Raw genomic sequence first — 14,441 nt, forward strand, 5'->3', positions numbered from 1 at the left:
CCAAGGGATCGGGCGGTCCGTCACCGTCTCGTAAGGGTTGAGCCGCCTGTGGGCGTCGGCGGCTGCCTACGTTCGAGGCATGGAGCCCGCCTGCGACCTCGTCCTCCCGTGTCGGGACGAGGCGGCCGCCCTCGAGCGGCTGCTGCCGAGGGTGCCCGAGGCGTTCGCGGTGGTGGTCGTCGACAACGGGTCCACCGACGACACGGCGGCCGTGGCGCGCCGACTGGGCGCCACCGTCGTGAGCGAGCGGCAGCCCGGGTACGGCGCCGCCGTGCACGCCGGGCTGCTGGCCGCCACCCGGCCGTACGTCGCGTTCATGGACGGCGACGACTCCTTCGACCCCGATGACCTGGCGCCGCTGCTCGCCGACGTCAGCGGGGGCGGCGCCGACCTCGCCGTCGGGCGCCGGCGGCCCGTGACGCGCGGCGCCTGGCCGTGGCACGCCCGCGCCGGCAACGCGCTGGTCGTGTGGTGGCTGCGCCGCCGGATCGGGCTCGACGTCCACGACATCGCACCCATCCGGGTCTGCCGCCGCGACGAACTACTGGTGCTCGATGTCCGCGACCGGAGGTTCGGGTACCCCGTGGAGCTGCTGCAGAAGGCCACGCTGGCCGGCTGGCGCGTCGTCGAGCGCGACGTGCCCTACCGACCGCGCGCCGCGGGCACCCGCTCGAAGGTGTCCGGGTCCGTGCTCGGCACGGTGCGCACGGCCCGTGACTTCTGGCGGGTGCTGACGTGAGCGGTGCGCGCGCACTCGTGGTGGCCAAGGCGCCGGTGCCGGGGCGGGTGAAGACCCGACTCGCCGCGGACGTGGGAGACGGCCCGGCCGCCGAGCTCGCCGCCGCGTCGCTGCTCGACACGATCGCCGCGTGCCGGGCGACGTTCGGCCCCGGCCGGTGCCTGCTGGCGCTGGCCGGCGACCTGGCGGACGCCGTACGCGGCGAGGAGATCACCCGGGCCCTGGCGGGGTGGGGCGTCGCGGCCCAGCGAGGCGCGACGTTCGCCGAGCGCCTCGTCAACGCCCACGTCGACCTCCCGGCGGGCGACCCCGTCGTCCAGGTCGGCATGGACACCCCGCAGCTGACGACCGAACACCTGCACGAGGTCGCCGACTGCCTCGACGTCCACGACGCCGTCCTCGGCCCGGCCGAGGACGGCGGCTGGTGGGTGCTCGGGCTGCGCGACCCGGCTCGAGCGGCGGCGCTCCACGACGTGCCGATGTCGACGCCGACGACCTACGACGACACGCGTGCGGCGCTGTGCGACGCCGGGCTCGACGTCGGCCGCGCGAGCATCCTGCGCGACGTCGACCGGATCGGTGACGCCGCAGCGGTCGCCGCCCTCGCCGCCGACGGCGAGTTCGCCCGCGTCTGGCGCGAGGTCGAGCCGTGAGCCGCCCGCTCGTCAGCCTGCGTCTGGAGCGGTGGGACCACCCGGTCGACGAGCACGACCGCGCCGTGCTGTCCCGATGTGCCGGACCCACGCTCGACGTCGGGTGCGGGCCGGGGCGGCTGACCGCGGCCCTCGCCGAGCGCGGCCACGTGGCGCTCGGCATCGACGTCGTGCGCGGTGCGGTGGGTCGCGCCGTCGACCGGGGCGGCTCGGCGCTCCAGCGCGACGTGTTCGGGTCGCTGCCCGGCGAGGGCCGTTGGGAGACCGTGCTGCTCGCCGACGGCAACCTCGGCATCGGCGGCGACCCGGTCACGCTGCTGCGGCGCCTGCGCGAGCTGCTCGACCCCCGCGGTCGGGTGGTCGCCGAGGTCGCGCCACCCGGGACGGCGTACGCCGACGGCTGGGCGACCCTGGAGTGCGGCGAGGATCGGCAGCAGGTGCGCTGGTCGGTGGTCGGTGCGGACGACATCGACGACATCGCGGCGCGTGCCGGACTCGCCGTCGTCGACCGGTTCCGCGCGGGCGCGCGCTGGTGCGTGGTGCTCGAGGAGCCGGCGTCGTGAGACTGCCCGACGAGCGCGACTTCCGGTCGCGGCTGCGCAGCGCTGCCGTCACGGCGCGCGTCGGGCTCTGGCTCGGCGTCTGCTTCCTGGTCTGCTTCGCCACCGGCCTGCTCAGCCACTACGCCCAGAACCCCGACCATCCGGTGACCTTCCCCGCCAGCCCGGCCTGGGGCTACCGGGTCACCCAGGGCCTGCACGTCCTCAGCGGGGCCGCCGCGGTGCCGCTGCTGCTCGTCAAGGTGTGGACGGTCTACCCCCGGCTCTTCCGGCGCCCCGCCCGAGGGACCGGCCGGCTGGTGCTCGACCTCCTCGAGCGCGGCTCCGTCGCGGTGCTGGTGGCCGCCGCCGTCTTCCAGCTCGCGACGGGGCTGGCCAACGCCACCACGTGGTACCCGTGGGCCTTCTCCTTCCGGGCCACCCACTACGCCCTCGCCTGGGTGGCGATCGGCGCCCTGCTGGTGCACGTCGCGGTCAAGCTCCCGGTGATCCGCGGGGTGCTCGGGGACGACGTCGACGGCACGTCGTACGACCGTCCCGCGGCGACCGAGCCCGGCATCCTCTCCCGGCGCGGGCTGCTCCGCACGACCTGGCTCGCGGCCGGCGTGGCCGTGCTCGCCAACGCCGGCAGCTCGGTGCCGCTGCTGCGGGACGTGTCGGTGCTCGGGGTCCGCTCCGGCGACGGTCCCGGGGGCGTCCCGATCAACAAGTCCGCGGTGGCCGCGGCGGTCACGGCCACCGCGACCCACCCCGATTGGCGGCTGTCGCTGCGCAACGGCGACCGGTCGCTCGACCTCTCCCGCGACGACCTGCTCGCCCAGCCGCAGCACGACTCCGAGCTGCCGATCGCGTGCGTCGAGGGGTGGAGCGCGAGCGGCCGGTGGCAGGGGGTACGGATCCGCGACCTGCTCGACCTCGTCGGCATCCCGCCGGGCAGTGACGTCGTGGTGACGTCGCTCCAGGAGTCCGGGCCCTACACGACCACGGTCCTGCACGCGAGCTTCGCCGACGACGACCGCACCCTGCTGGCACTGGGGCTCGAGGGCGAGACGCTCTCGCTCGACCACGGCTACCCGGCGCGGATCATCGCCCCGAACCGACCGGGCGTGCTGCAGACCAAGTGGGTCTCGCGGATCGAGGCACGCGCATGAACGCGGTGCGAGGCGCCGCCGGTGCGCTGGGCGTGCTGCTCGCGGCGTACGGCGCCTGGCTCCTGGTCAGCCGCGGTCACGACCTGCTGGACGTGGCCGTCTGGCTCACCGCCGGCGTCGTGCTGCACGACGGGGTGCTCGCGGTCGTCACCGTCGCGCTCGGCGCCCTGGCCGTCCGGCTGCTCCCGGCGCCGGCCCGTGCTCCCGCGGTGGTCGGCTTCGTCGTGCTCGGGTCGGCGACGCTGCTCGCCGTGCCGGTGCTCGGGCGCTTCGGCGCCCGTCCCGACAACCCGACGCTCCTCGACCGCGACTACACGTCCGGCTGGCTCGTGCTCGCCGGCCTCACCCTCGTGGCGGTGGTCGGCGCCGCCCTCGTACGCTCGCGACGTAGGCGCGGGGAGGGATGACGATGGCGCGGGTCCTGGTGGTCGACGACGACCGCACCGTGCGCGAGGTGGTCGTCTCCTACCTGCGCGCCCACGAGCACGAGGTGGTCGAGGTGGGCGACGGCGAGGCCGCGCTCCGCGCGATGCGCGAGACCCCGGCCGACCTCGTCGTGCTCGACCTGATGCTGCCCGGCATCGACGGCATCGAGGTGTGTCGGCGGCTGCGGCTGGCCGGGGACACGCCGGTGGTCATGCTGACGGCGCTCGGCGAGGAGACCGATCGGGTCATGGGCCTCGAGGTGGGGGCCGACGACTACGTCACCAAGCCGTTCAGCCCGCGGGAGCTGGCGCTGCGCGTCGACTCGGTGCTGCGACGCAGCAGCACGCCGCCCGCGCCGCGGCGGCTCGTCGACGGGGACGTGGTGGTCGAGGAGGCGGCACACACGGCGTACCGCGCCGGCGTGCCGCTGGCCCTGACGGGGCGCGAGTTCGACCTGCTCCGCTTCCTCGTCGCCCACCCGGGCACGGCGTACTCACGTGACGACCTGCTCCGCCACGTCTGGGGCTGGTCGATCGGCGACCAGTCCACGGTGACCGTGCACGTGCGCCGACTGAGGGAGAAAGTCGAGAAGGACCCGACCCACCCCGAGCGCCTCGTGACCGTGTGGGGCGTCGGCTACCGATGGGAGGCCGACGGTGTCGGTTGACGAGGTGAAGATCGTCCTCGTGGCGGCCGCGTGCGCGGTCGCGGTGGGCGTCGTGGGGCTCGTGGCCGCCTGGCTGGTGCGGCACCGGTCGATCCGGTGGCAGCTCGGGCTGATCGTCGTGGTCTCGATCGGGTCCGTGCTGGTCGGCGTGGTCGCGGTGTCGCGGATGATGTTCATCTCGCGCCACGACTGGCAGGTGGTCAGCCTGGTGGCAGCGGTCGCCGGCGCCGTCGCCTTCGTGGTCGCGCTGGCGCTCGGGATGGCGATCTCGCGCTGGTCCGAGGACCTGCGCCGGGGAGCGCGCACCCTCGACGCGCACGGGTCCTACGTCGCCGACCCGCGCGGGCCCAGCGAGCTCCAGGCGCTGTCGGAGGAGCTGGCCCGCACCAGCGAACGCCTCGAGGAGTCGCGGCTGCGCGAGGCCCGGCTGGAGGAGTCCCGCCGCGAGCTGGTCTCGTGGGTCTCCCACGACCTGCGCACGCCGCTGGCCGGGATGCGCGCGATGACGGAGGCGCTCGAGGACGGGATGGCGTCCGACCCGTCGCGGTACCACCGGCAGATCCGGGCCGAGGTGGACCGGATGGTGCGCATGGTCGATGACCTCTTCGAGCTCTCGCGGATCCACGCCGGGGTGCTCCGGATCAGCCCGGAGCCCGTCGTGCTCGGCGATCTCGTCAGCGAGGCGATCGCGGGCGCCGACCCGGTGGCCCGGGCGCACAGCGTCCGGCTGGCCGGCAGCGTCGAGGACGGCGTCCGCGTGACGGCCGATCCGGCGGGGCTGTCGCGGGTGGTCGGCAACCTGATCATGAACGCCATCCGGCACACCCCGGCCGACGGGTCGGTCGTGATCCACGGGCGAGCGACGTCCGACGGCGTCGAGGTCAGCGTCCGGGACCAGTGCGGTGGGCTGACGCCCGAGGAGATGACGCGCGTGTTCGACCTCGCGTGGCGCGGGGAGGGCGCGCGCACGCCGGTGCCCGACGACACCGGGGTGGGCGACCAGGGGGCGGGGCTGGGCCTGGCGATCGTGAAGGGGATCGTCGAGGCGCATCGCGGCGACGTACGCGTGGAGAACGTCGGGGCGCCGGCCGGGTGCCGCTTCCTGGTGCGGCTGCCGGTCTGAGGCGGCAACGGCGGCAACACGCCGGTCCCAATGCCCGCATCGAACAGGTGTTCGGGCTAGGTTGTCTCCACAGGCATGACGCGGACGAGGTTCTCCACAGGCGTCGGCGGCGCTGATCAGGCGTTGTCGGTGGCTCGCTCTAGCGTCGCCGACGTGCCTGGAACCCGACGAGAGACAAGGAAGCAACCCATGGCTGGTGGAGGAGACCGCGACAAGGCGCTCGACGCCGCGCTCGCGAACATCGAGCGGCAGTTCGGCAAGGGCTCGGTCATGCGCCTCGGCGACGAGACCCGTGCCCCCCTCGAGATCATCCCGACCGGATCGATCGCCCTCGACGTGGCGCTGGGCCTCGGTGGCCTGCCGCGCGGCCGCGTGGTCGAGATCTACGGTCCGGAGTCGTCGGGCAAGACGACGGTCGCCCTGCACGCGGTGGCCAACGCCCAGCGCGCCGGCGGCGTCGTGGCGTTCATCGACGCCGAGCACGCGCTCGACCCCGAGTACGCCAAGGCCCTCGGCGTCGACACCGACGCGCTGCTGGTCTCCCAGCCCGACTCGGGTGAGCAGGCGCTGGAGATCGCGGACATGCTGGTCCGCTCCGGCGCCCTCGACCTGATCGTCATCGACTCGGTGGCCGCGCTCGTGCCGCGCGCGGAGATCGAGGGCGAGATGGGCGACAGCCACGTCGGCCTCCAGGCCCGCCTGATGAGCCAGGCGCTGCGGAAGATGACCGGTGCGCTCAACAACTCGGGCACCACCGCGATCTTCATCAACCAGCTGCGCGAGAAGATCGGCGTGATGTTCGGCTCGCCCGAGACCACGACCGGTGGTCGGGCGCTGAAGTTCTACTCCTCGGTCCGCCTCGACGTGCGTCGCATCGAGACGCTCAAGGACGGCACCGACATGGTCGGCAACCGCACCCGCGTCAAGGTCGTGAAGAACAAGGTGGCCCCGCCGTTCAAGCAGGCCGAGTTCGACATCATGTACGGCAAGGGCATCAGCCGCGAGGGCGGCCTGATCGACGTCGGTGTCGAGGCGGGCCTCGTCCGCAAGGCGGGCGCCTGGTACACCTACGAGGGCGACCAGCTCGGCCAGGGCAAGGAGAACGCGCGCACCTTCCTGCGTGACAATCCCGACCTCGCCAACGAGCTGGAGAAGAAGATCCTCGAGAAGCTCGGCGTCGGCCCGCAGGTCGACCAGGAGGCTCCGCTCTCCGACGAGCCGATCGGCGTCGACTCCTTCTGATCGGTGGTTGAGGACAGGCCGCCGCCGGAGTGGCTGGGCGACGTCTCGGCCGGGGTGGACGCGTGGACCAGGCGGCCCCCCGAGGACACCGCAGCCCAGGTGCCGGAGGCCGACGCGGAGGCGGTCGCCCGCAAGATCCTGCTCGACCAGCTGACCGGGCAGGCGCGCAGCCGCAAGGAGCTCGCCGACAGGCTGGCGAAGAAGAACGTGCCGGGTGAGGTGGCGGCCCGGCTGCTCGACCGGTTCGAGGAGGTCGGGCTGGTCGACGACGCGGCGTTCGCGCGCTCCTGGGTCTCCTCCCGACAGCCCGGGAAGGGCCTGGCGACCAGGGCGCTGGCCCAGGAGCTGCGCCGCAAGGGGATCGACGACGAGGTCGCCCGCGAGGCGCTCGACGAGATCGACCCGGCCGACGAGGAGGAGGCCGCCCGCGCGCTCGTGCGTCGCAAGCTCCGCTCGCTCGGCCGGGTCGACGACGCCACCGCCACCCGGCGGCTGGTCGGCATGCTGGCCCGCAAGGGCTACGGCTCCGGGCTGTCCTTCGCCGTCGTCCGCGAGGAGCTGGCGGCCGCCGGTCGCGCCGAGCCGCCCGAAACTTTCTGACGGGTCGGCGTCGTGTCCGGTCGAGCCGCCTCGGGATGCGGGCGCCGGGGTGAGCCGACAGAATGCTCGGGTGTCGGAGCGCGTGGTGGTGCACGAGCGCGGACGCGACCTGAGCGGGGTCGTGCGGCCCGGGGAGCCGTGGGCGGCGGCGGCGCGGCGTACCTGCGCCAGCATCCACGCCGACCCGGTGCCGCGCGACCTCTCCGGGGAGGTCAAGGAGTTCGTGGTCGACCACGACACCCGGGTGTCCGTGCGCGCGATGACCCGCGGCGACCTGGGCGACCTCGTGCGCTGGCGGCGGTCCGCGCACGTGGCCCGCTGGTGGTCCTCCGAGGGCGAGCCGACCCCGGAGCGCATCGAGGCGCGCTACGGGCCGCGGATCGACGGGATGAGCCCCACCCGGATGTGGGTGGCGGAGGTCAACGGCCGTTCGGTCGGGTTCGTGCAGGACTATCGGATCGGTGACTATCCCGACTACGCCGTGCTCGGCCCCGACCCGGCGGCGATCGGCGTCGACTACGCGCTGGCCGAGGAGTGGAGCGGCCGCGGCCTGGGCGTGCGCGTGCTGTGGGCGTGGATGCTGCGCACCCGGCGGCGGTTCCCGGACGCGGGGACGTTCTTCGCCGCGCCGGACCACCGCAACGCCCCCTCGCTGCGGATGCTCGCGAAGGCCGGGTTCGAGGAGGGTGTCTGGTTCGACGAGCCGCAGGAGGACGGTGGCGTGGACACGGTCGTCGGCTGCTCGCTCGACGTACGACGGGTGCTGGGATGATCGCTGCGTGATCCCCACCGTCGGCGTGACCCGCTATGTCACACCACTCCGCGAGGGCGGCAGCCTGCCCGGCATCGTCGAAGGCGACGACCTCGGCACGTACGTCTGCAAGTTCCGCGGCGCCGGCCAGGGGCTGCGGGTGCTGGTCGCCGAGGTGATCGTCGGCGAGCTGGCTCGCCGCCTCGGGCTGCGTACGCCGCGGCTCGTCGCGCTCGAGCTCGACCCGGAGATCGCCCGCTACGAGGCCGACGAGGAGGTGCAGGACCTGCTCAACGCCAGCGCCGGCCTCAACCTCGGCGTCGACTTCCTGCCGGGTGCCTTCGGGTTCGACGGCGACCTCCCCCTCGGCGACGGCGTCGCGTCGACCGTGCTGTGGTTGGACGCGTTCACCGCGAACGTCGATCGGTCCTGGCGCAACCCGAACCTGCTGTTCTGGCACGGTGACCTGTGGGTCATCGACCACGGCGCCTGCCTCTACTTCCACCACGCCTGGTCGAGCGGGGCCCTGGTGAAGGAGGGCGGCCCCGCACGGTTCGCGCACCAGCCGTGGAGCCCGGCCGACCACGTGCTGCTGTCCCACGCCCACGACCTGCGGACGGCGGACGAGCGGATCCGCGCGCAGCTCGACGAGCAGACGTTCGCCGAGGTCCTCGCGCTGGTGCCGGACGGGTGGCTCGAGCCGGTGCCGGGCGCCGAGACGCCGGACGCAGTCCGCGCGGCGTACGTGCGCTTCCTGACCGCCCGCCTGGAGACCAGGCAGTGGCTGCCTGAGAAGGACCAGCCGGAGGTGGCGACGCGATGAGCAACCTCGCCTACCAGTACGTCGTGCTGCGCTGCGTCCCTCGCGTCGATCGTGAGGAGTTCGTCAACGTCGGCGTCGTCCTCTACTGCCACGCGACCGACTTCCTGCAGGCCGCCTGGCACGTGGACCGCGACCGGCTGGCCGCGCTCGACCCGGGGCTGGACCTCGACCAGGTCTGCGAGGCACTGGAGTTCGTCGAGGGCGTCTGTGCCGGCGACGCCCGTGGGGGAGCCGCGGCCGAGGCCTCGCTGAGCCAGCGCTTCGGCTTCGTCAAGGCCCCGCGCAGCACGGTGATCCAGCCCGGACCCGTCCACGGCGGGGTCACCGCCGATCCGGCCCGCCAGCTCGAGCACCTGCTCGAGCGGCTGGTCAGCTGACGGCGGGGAGCGCTCGCGGCCGGCGCGTCGCGGCCGCCAGGCGGCGCAGCTGGGGCACCAGGTTGCGGCGGTTGGTCTCGGCCATCCAGCCGTTGGGCAGCGAGAGCCGCACCACCTTGTGCCAGGCACTCGCGACCTGACGCACGAGCGGACGGGAGTTGTAGGGCAGGTCGAACCTGGCGAAGACCTGGCGCACCCGCGGGGCGATCTCCATGTAGCGGTTGCTCGGCAGGTCCGGGAAGATGTGGTGCTCGATCTGGTGGGACAGGTTGCCCGTGAGCGTGTGCAGCAGCCGCGAGCCGGAGATGTTGGCGGAGCCCAGCATCTGCCGGAGGTACCAGTGTCCGCGGGACTCGTTCTCGTCGAGCTGCTCCTGCTCGAAGGTGGCCACGCCCTCGGGGAAGTGGCCGCACATGATCACCGAGTGGCTCCACAGGTTGCGCAGCAGGTTGGCGGTCGCGTTGGCCGCCAGCGTCGAGCGCCACGCCGGTCCGGAGAGGGCGGGGTAGACGACGAAGTCCTTGCCGAGCTGGCGGCGCATCTTGGCCAGCGCGACCTTCACCTCGGCCTTCTTCTCCTCGGACATCGTCCGCTTGTCGCGGACGTGCTCGCCGAGGTCGAGGTCGAACATCGTGATGCCGTACTCGAAGATGCAGGCGGTCACGAAGTTCCACGCGGGCTGGACGAGGTAGCGGGGCTTCCACTCCTGGGCCTCGTCGACGCGCATGATGCCGTAGCCGAGGTCGTTGTCCTTGCCGACGATGTTCGTGTAGGTGTGGTGGATCTCGTTGTGGGAGTGCTTCCAGCCGTCGGCGGTCGAGGCGTTGTCCCACTCCCATGTCGTGGAGTGGATCTTGGGGTCGCGCATCCAGTCCCACTGGCCGTGCAGCACGTTGTGCCCGATCTCCATGTTGTCGAGCACCTTGGCCAGGGTGAGGCCGGCGGTGCCCGCGACCCACGCGAGCCGGTTGCGGCTGCCGAGCAGCACCACGCGGCTCCCGAGCTCGAGGACGCGCTGCACGCGGACGAGCCGGCGGATGTACGCCGCGTCGCGGGCGCCCCGCGAGTCGAGGACGTCCTGGCGGATGCGGTCCAGCTCGGTGCCGAGCAGGTCGACCTGCTCCTGGGTGAGCCCGCCGGGGGTGGTCACCGGACGCTCGAGTACTGCCGTCATTGCGTCAACGTACCCCGTGACGGGTTGCCGGATGAATCGTCGTCAGCGGGCGACGAGTCCGTGTTCGTGCGCGAACACCACGATCTGCACCCGGTCGCGCAGGCCCAGCTTGCGCAGGATCGCCCCGACGTGCGTCTTCACCGTCGACTCGCTCAGGAAGACCTCGCCGGCGATCTCCGTGTTCGACAGGCCCCTCGCGACCGCACCGAACACCTCGCGCTCCTTGCCGGTGAGCGAGAGGTACGGCGCGGGCGGGGCGGTCGGAGCCCGGAACTGGCTGTCGAGCAGCGTCGAGAGGTCCGCCGGGGCCAGCACCGCGTTGCCGGCGTGGACGGTCCGGATCGCGTCGCGCAGCATCACGGGCGTCGTCCCCTTCAGCAGGAAGCCGCTGGCGCCGTAGCGGATCGCCGCCGCGGCCCGGTCGTCGAGGTTGAAGGTCGTGAGCACGATGACCCGCACCGGCTCCTCCCGGCGCGCGGCGCGGTCGGGCAGGAAGATCTGCCGGGTCGCCTCGACCCCGTCCATCTCCGGCATCCGCACGTCCATGAGCACGACGTCGGGCGCGAGCTCGTCGACGAGGCGCACCGCGTCGACGCCGTCGGCGGCCGTGCCGACGACCTCCATGCCCTCCTGCGCGTCGACGATCACCCGGACGCCCTCACGGAAGAGCTCCTGGTCGTCGACGAGCAGCACCGAGATCGTCTTCGTGGGATGAGTCATCGCCGCGTCCTCACCGGCACCCATGCCGTGGCGGTGAAGGTCGGCGGATCGGTGCGTCGGCGTACGTCGAGCCGGCCGCCGACCGCGTCGAGCCGGCGGCGCATGCCGTCGATACCCTGACCGCCCGCCGCCGCTGGATCGGTCGGCGCGGCGGGATCGACGGGCAGCGCGATCGGTCGCGTCTCGTCGCCGCCGGGGCCGAGAGTGTTGCGAACCTCGATGCGCAGGTCACCCTCCCAGTGTCGTTCGACCAGGACGGGCCGGTCGCGCCGCCCGTGCTTGATCGCGTTGGTGAGCATCTCCTGCAGCACGCGGAAGGCGACGACCTCGAGCTCGGGCGGCATCGGCTGCGGGGCGCCCACCTCGGTCGTGACCACCTCGTGCCCGCTCGCGCGGACCCCGTCGACGAGGCTGTCGAGGTCGGTGGGTCGGGCGCGGGGCGCGACCCCCGAGGTGTTCACCGCCGTCGACGCGAGCACCTGGCGGACGTCGTCGAGGGAGCTGCGCGCGGAGGTCGCGATGTTCGCCATCGTCTGCTTGAGCCGCTGGGTGTCGGCGTCCTCGAGGTACTGCGCCGACTCCGCCTGGGCGAGGATCACCGCCAGGGAGTGTCCGACGACGTCGTGCACGTCGCGCGCGAGCTGTGCCTGCTCCTCGCGCAGGCGGGCGATCTCCTCGGCCTGGTCGCGCTCGGCCTCGGCGACGACCTGCGAGGCACGGGACTGATCGGCCCGCGCGGAGAAGCGCAGCGCCAGGCCGGCCAGCCAGGGCACGCCGAGCACGGCCATGCCGGCGACGGCGGCGGTGACCTGCCAGCGGTCCCCGAAGCGCGAGGTCTGCCGGATGAGCTCCCGGAAGCCGGCGGTGTCGAGCGCGGCGTAGAACACGCTGGAGTCGATCCAGTAGACGGTGATCACGGCCGCGAGCGGGATCGACAGCGCACTCAGCCAGACGGTGCCGAGGCTGCCCCAGCGTGCCGTGCCGAAGGCGACAGCCGCGATGGCCAGCTCGACCATCAGCAGCTGGGTGCCGGTGACGACCTGCAGCGCGCACACCACCCACACCACGGCGAGGGCCGCGGCCGGCAGTCGCCGGGACAGCGAGACCGCCAGCGCGATGCCGACGACGATGAGCAACAGGCCGGGGCGCGGGTCGTCGACGTAGTAGTAGGGATCGATGTTGAAGACCTCGAGCACGCCGACGAGCAGCACCAACAGCCCCGCGGCGACGTCGGGCCACCATCGCTGCCAGTGCCTCATGTCGCGAAGGCTAGTGGGTGCGCGGTTCAACGATGGGCGCCGCGGACGAGCTCGTCGAGCAGCTCCGGGTAGGAGAGCCCGGCCGCCGCGAACATCCGCGGCACCTGCGAGTGCTCGGTCATCCCGGGCACCGTGTTGACCTCGATGAGCACCGGGCCGGACCCGGTGAGGAAGAAGTCGATCCGCGCGACGCCCGAGCAGCCCAGGGCGTCGTACGCCGCGACGGCGGCGTCCTCCAGCGCCTTGGCCTCACTCTCGTCGAGGCGGGCGGGCACCCGGAAGTCCGCGTGACCGCCGTACTTCGCGCCGTGGTCGAAGAGGCCGTCGACCACGATCTCGAGCGCGGGCGCGGCGACCAGGGTCCCGTCGGCGCACCGCAGCACCGCGACGTCGATCTCGCGGCCGACGACCACGTCCTCGACCAGCACCCGTTCGTCGAGCGCCAGCGCGGCGTCGAGCGCCGGACGGAGGGCCTCGGGGGAGGACACCAGGCTGACGCCGAGGCTCGACCCCGCGGCCACCGGCTTCACGACGACCGGGTGCGACCACAGCAGGTGCGCGGCGGTCGTCCCCGTGACCAGCAGACCGGGTGCGGTCGCGATGCCGATCGCCTGGACCACCAGCTTGGTCGCCCACTTGTCCATCGCGAGGGCGCCGGGCCGCACCCCGGAGCCGACGTACGGCAGGCCCGCGAGCTCGCACAGGGCGGCCAGCGCGCCGTCCTCGCCGCGCGGGCCGTGGACGACGGGGAACACCACGTCGCACCCGCGCAGCACCTGGGCCGCGCCGCTGAGCCCGATCGGCCGCAGCCCCCGGTCGCGCCAGATGCCGTCGCGACCGATGGTGAGCGGCACGACGTCGTAGGCCGCGGGATCGAGCGCGGCCGCGACTGCCGCGGCGGAGGCGAGGGAGACGTCGTGCTCGCAGTTCTGCCCGCCCCCGACGACCGCCACCCGCGTCCTCACGGCAGGCTCCGCAGGCGCGCGAGAGCCGGCGCGTGGCGCTCGACGCGGGAGCCGATGCCGGTGACGACCTCGTGCTCGATGGTGTCCGCCCAGGCAGCCCACTCGGCGACCGTCGGCTCGTCCCGCGCTCCGGGGCCGAAGACCGTGACGGTCTCGCCCAGGTCGACGCCGCGGCCGCCGAGGTCGACGACCAGCTGATCCATCGAGATGCGTCCGACGACCGGACGGCGCGCGCCACGCACCTGCACCTCGGCCGTGCCGGACGCGACCCGGGGGAGACCGTCGGCGTACCCGAGCGGGACGAGCCCGAGGTACGTTGCGCGGGACGTGCGGTGGACGTGCCCGTAGCCGACGGGTGTGCCCGCGCGGACCCGCCGCACCTGCACGACCGGGGCGGTCAGGGTCATCGCGGCGCGCAGCGCGGTCGTGCGGGTGGGGTCGATGCCGACCAGGCCGGCGCCGACGCGGCTCATCGTGTGGTGCGCGCGAGGGTCGGTCAGGGTCGCCGAGGTGGCGGCGAGGTGGCGGAGACGCGGGCGCAGCCCGGCCGCGCGGGCCATCTCGATCGCCCACGCGAAGCGCGTCCGGCCGAGGGCGTTGCAGTCGTCGCCGGGATCGTCGGCACAGCCGAGATGGCCCATCACGCCGACGACCTCGACCTCGCCGCGCACCTCGGCCCGGCGAGCGGCGTGGCAGAGCCGCACCCACGTCGACGGGTCGGCCCCGTCGCGGGCCATCCCCGCGTCGACGTGGAGGTGGATCCGGTGGCGCCCGGGCGCGGCCGCGACCGCGGCCAGGTGCGGCAGGCTCGGCACCGCCACGTCGACGTCGCGGAGCGCGGCCTGCGCCCAGTCGGCGTCGGCCGGGTTGAGCCAGCTGAGGACCGGCGCGGCGAGTCCGGCGTCGCGCAGCCGCCACGCCTCCTCGAGGCTGGTGACACCGAGCCGGGTGGCACCGTGGGCGAGCGCCGTGCGGGCCACGTCGAGCGCGCCGTGGCCGAAGCCGTCGGCCTTGACGACCGCCATGAGCTCCCCGGCGGCGCGGTCGGCGAGGAGCCGGGTGTTCGCGGCGACCGCGGTCAGGTCGATCGTCAGGAGCGGGCGGCTGTGCGGAGCGGCGTACGTGCGTGCGGCAACCTGGGACATGCCGGAAACGCTAGGGACGCCCGCCCGTCACCCGCCTCCACCTGTGGTGCCGGTGGGCGGTCCTCG

Annotated in this window: 17 protein-coding genes; 12 read left to right on the forward strand and 5 right to left on the reverse strand. The window is 73.6% G+C overall.

Annotation, left to right across the window (positions count from 1 at the left end):
• Window positions 1–79 precede the first annotated feature (79 nt).
• The 12 genes from PZ894_RS18330 (at window position 80) to PZ894_RS18385 (ending at window position 9,112) form a co-directional block, all read left to right on the forward strand.
• Window positions 80–739 carry a glycosyltransferase family 2 protein gene (locus PZ894_RS18330; protein WP_275747013.1) on the forward strand — a complete coding sequence of 220 codons (660 nt, stop codon included), beginning with the start codon at window positions 80–82 and terminating at the stop codon, window positions 737–739.
• A complete protein-coding gene (locus PZ894_RS18335) occupies window positions 736–1,392 on the forward strand; it encodes a DUF2064 domain-containing protein (RefSeq protein ID WP_275747015.1) in 657 nt (218 codons plus the stop codon). Before PZ894_RS18330 ends, PZ894_RS18335 begins: the two co-directional genes overlap by 4 nt.
• A complete protein-coding gene (locus tag PZ894_RS18340; protein WP_275747017.1) occupies window positions 1,389–1,955 on the forward strand; it encodes a class I SAM-dependent methyltransferase in 567 nt (188 codons plus the stop codon). Before PZ894_RS18335 ends, PZ894_RS18340 begins: the two co-directional genes overlap by 4 nt.
• Complete coding sequence (locus PZ894_RS18345; RefSeq protein WP_275747019.1) at window positions 1,952–3,103, forward strand: molybdopterin-dependent oxidoreductase; 1,152 nt, start codon at window positions 1,952–1,954, stop codon at window positions 3,101–3,103. Before PZ894_RS18340 ends, PZ894_RS18345 begins: the two co-directional genes overlap by 4 nt.
• Complete coding sequence (locus PZ894_RS18350) at window positions 3,100–3,510, forward strand: hypothetical protein (protein WP_275747021.1); 411 nt, start codon at window positions 3,100–3,102, stop codon at window positions 3,508–3,510. The genes PZ894_RS18345 and PZ894_RS18350 overlap by 4 nt, the downstream gene beginning before the upstream one ends.
• 2 nt (window positions 3,511–3,512) lie before the next feature.
• A complete protein-coding gene (locus PZ894_RS18355; RefSeq protein WP_275747023.1) occupies window positions 3,513–4,196 on the forward strand; it encodes a response regulator transcription factor in 684 nt (227 codons plus the stop codon).
• Window positions 4,186–5,319, forward strand: coding sequence for a HAMP domain-containing sensor histidine kinase (locus tag PZ894_RS18360; RefSeq protein ID WP_275747025.1), 1,134 nt, complete (start codon window positions 4,186–4,188; stop codon window positions 5,317–5,319). The genes PZ894_RS18355 and PZ894_RS18360 overlap by 11 nt, the downstream gene beginning before the upstream one ends.
• A 189-nt stretch (window positions 5,320–5,508) precedes the next feature.
• Window positions 5,509–6,561, forward strand: a complete 1,053-nt coding sequence (recA, locus tag PZ894_RS18365; RefSeq protein WP_275747027.1) for a recombinase RecA — start codon at window positions 5,509–5,511, stop codon at window positions 6,559–6,561.
• A gap of 3 nt (window positions 6,562–6,564) precedes the next feature.
• Window positions 6,565–7,161, forward strand: a complete 597-nt coding sequence (locus tag PZ894_RS18370; RefSeq protein WP_275747029.1) for a regulatory protein RecX — start codon at window positions 6,565–6,567, stop codon at window positions 7,159–7,161.
• 70 nt (window positions 7,162–7,231) lie between these two features.
• Window positions 7,232–7,933, forward strand: a complete 702-nt coding sequence (locus PZ894_RS18375; RefSeq protein WP_275747031.1) for a GNAT family N-acetyltransferase — start codon at window positions 7,232–7,234, stop codon at window positions 7,931–7,933.
• A gap of 7 nt (window positions 7,934–7,940) precedes the next feature.
• Entirely contained in the window at window positions 7,941–8,735 is a 795-nt protein-coding gene (locus tag PZ894_RS18380; protein WP_275747032.1) for a HipA family kinase, read from the forward strand.
• Window positions 8,732–9,112 carry a DUF3037 domain-containing protein gene (locus tag PZ894_RS18385; RefSeq protein WP_275747033.1) on the forward strand — a complete coding sequence of 127 codons (381 nt, stop codon included), beginning with the start codon at window positions 8,732–8,734 and terminating at the stop codon, window positions 9,110–9,112. The genes PZ894_RS18380 and PZ894_RS18385 overlap by 4 nt, the downstream gene beginning before the upstream one ends.
• Here PZ894_RS18385 and PZ894_RS18390 read toward each other — a convergent pair.
• From PZ894_RS18390 to alr, 5 genes are read right to left on the reverse strand one after another with little or no spacing between them, the layout of a single operon-like run.
• Window positions 9,105–10,286 carry an acyl-CoA desaturase gene (locus tag PZ894_RS18390; protein WP_275747035.1) on the reverse strand — a complete coding sequence of 394 codons (1,182 nt, stop codon included), beginning with the start codon at window positions 10,284–10,286 and terminating at the stop codon, window positions 9,105–9,107. The genes PZ894_RS18385 and PZ894_RS18390 overlap by 8 nt on opposite strands.
• Before the next feature lie 42 nt (window positions 10,287–10,328).
• Window positions 10,329–11,006: a response regulator transcription factor gene (locus PZ894_RS18395; protein ID WP_275747036.1), complete on the reverse strand. Its 678-nt coding sequence runs from the start codon at window positions 11,004–11,006 to the stop codon at window positions 10,329–10,331.
• Window positions 11,003–12,265, reverse strand: coding sequence for a histidine kinase (locus tag PZ894_RS18400; protein WP_275747037.1), 1,263 nt, complete (start codon window positions 12,263–12,265; stop codon window positions 11,003–11,005). The genes PZ894_RS18395 and PZ894_RS18400 overlap by 4 nt, the downstream gene beginning before the upstream one ends.
• A 26-nt stretch (window positions 12,266–12,291) precedes the next feature.
• On the reverse strand, window positions 12,292–13,230 hold the full coding sequence (locus PZ894_RS18405) for a D-alanine--D-alanine ligase (RefSeq protein WP_275747038.1): 939 nt from the start codon (window positions 13,228–13,230) through the stop codon (window positions 12,292–12,294).
• Window positions 13,227–14,375 carry an alanine racemase gene (alr, locus tag PZ894_RS18410; protein WP_275747040.1) on the reverse strand — a complete coding sequence of 383 codons (1,149 nt, stop codon included), beginning with the start codon at window positions 14,373–14,375 and terminating at the stop codon, window positions 13,227–13,229. The genes PZ894_RS18405 and alr overlap by 4 nt, the downstream gene beginning before the upstream one ends.
• Window positions 14,376–14,441 lie beyond the last annotated feature (66 nt).

The sequence above is a fragment of the Nocardioides sp. YIM 152315 genome (assembly GCF_029210375.1).
GTDB lineage: Bacteria > Actinomycetota > Actinomycetes > Propionibacteriales > Nocardioidaceae > Nocardioides.

Excerpts from the sequence above, each read along its gene's own strand:
- PZ894_RS18330 (WP_275747013.1), top strand. The coding sequence starts at position 80 with ATGGAGCCCGCCTGCGACCTCGTCCTCCCGTGTCGGGACGAGGCGGCC.
- PZ894_RS18355 (WP_275747023.1), top strand. The coding sequence starts at position 3,513 with ATGGCGCGGGTCCTGGTGGTCGACGACGACCGCACCGTGCGCGAGGTG.
- alr (WP_275747040.1), bottom strand. The coding sequence starts at position 14,375 with ATGTCCCAGGTTGCCGCACGCACGTACGCCGCTCCGCACAGCCGCCCG.
- PZ894_RS18385 (WP_275747033.1), top strand. The coding sequence starts at position 8,732 with ATGAGCAACCTCGCCTACCAGTACGTCGTGCTGCGCTGCGTCCCTCGC.
- PZ894_RS18350 (WP_275747021.1), top strand. The coding sequence starts at position 3,100 with ATGAACGCGGTGCGAGGCGCCGCCGGTGCGCTGGGCGTGCTGCTCGCG.
- PZ894_RS18400 (WP_275747037.1), bottom strand. The coding sequence starts at position 12,265 with ATGAGGCACTGGCAGCGATGGTGGCCCGACGTCGCCGCGGGGCTGTTG.
- PZ894_RS18395 (WP_275747036.1), bottom strand. The coding sequence starts at position 11,006 with ATGACTCATCCCACGAAGACGATCTCGGTGCTGCTCGTCGACGACCAG.
- recA (WP_275747027.1), top strand. The coding sequence starts at position 5,509 with ATGGCTGGTGGAGGAGACCGCGACAAGGCGCTCGACGCCGCGCTCGCG.
- PZ894_RS18390 (WP_275747035.1), bottom strand. The coding sequence starts at position 10,286 with ATGACGGCAGTACTCGAGCGTCCGGTGACCACCCCCGGCGGGCTCACC.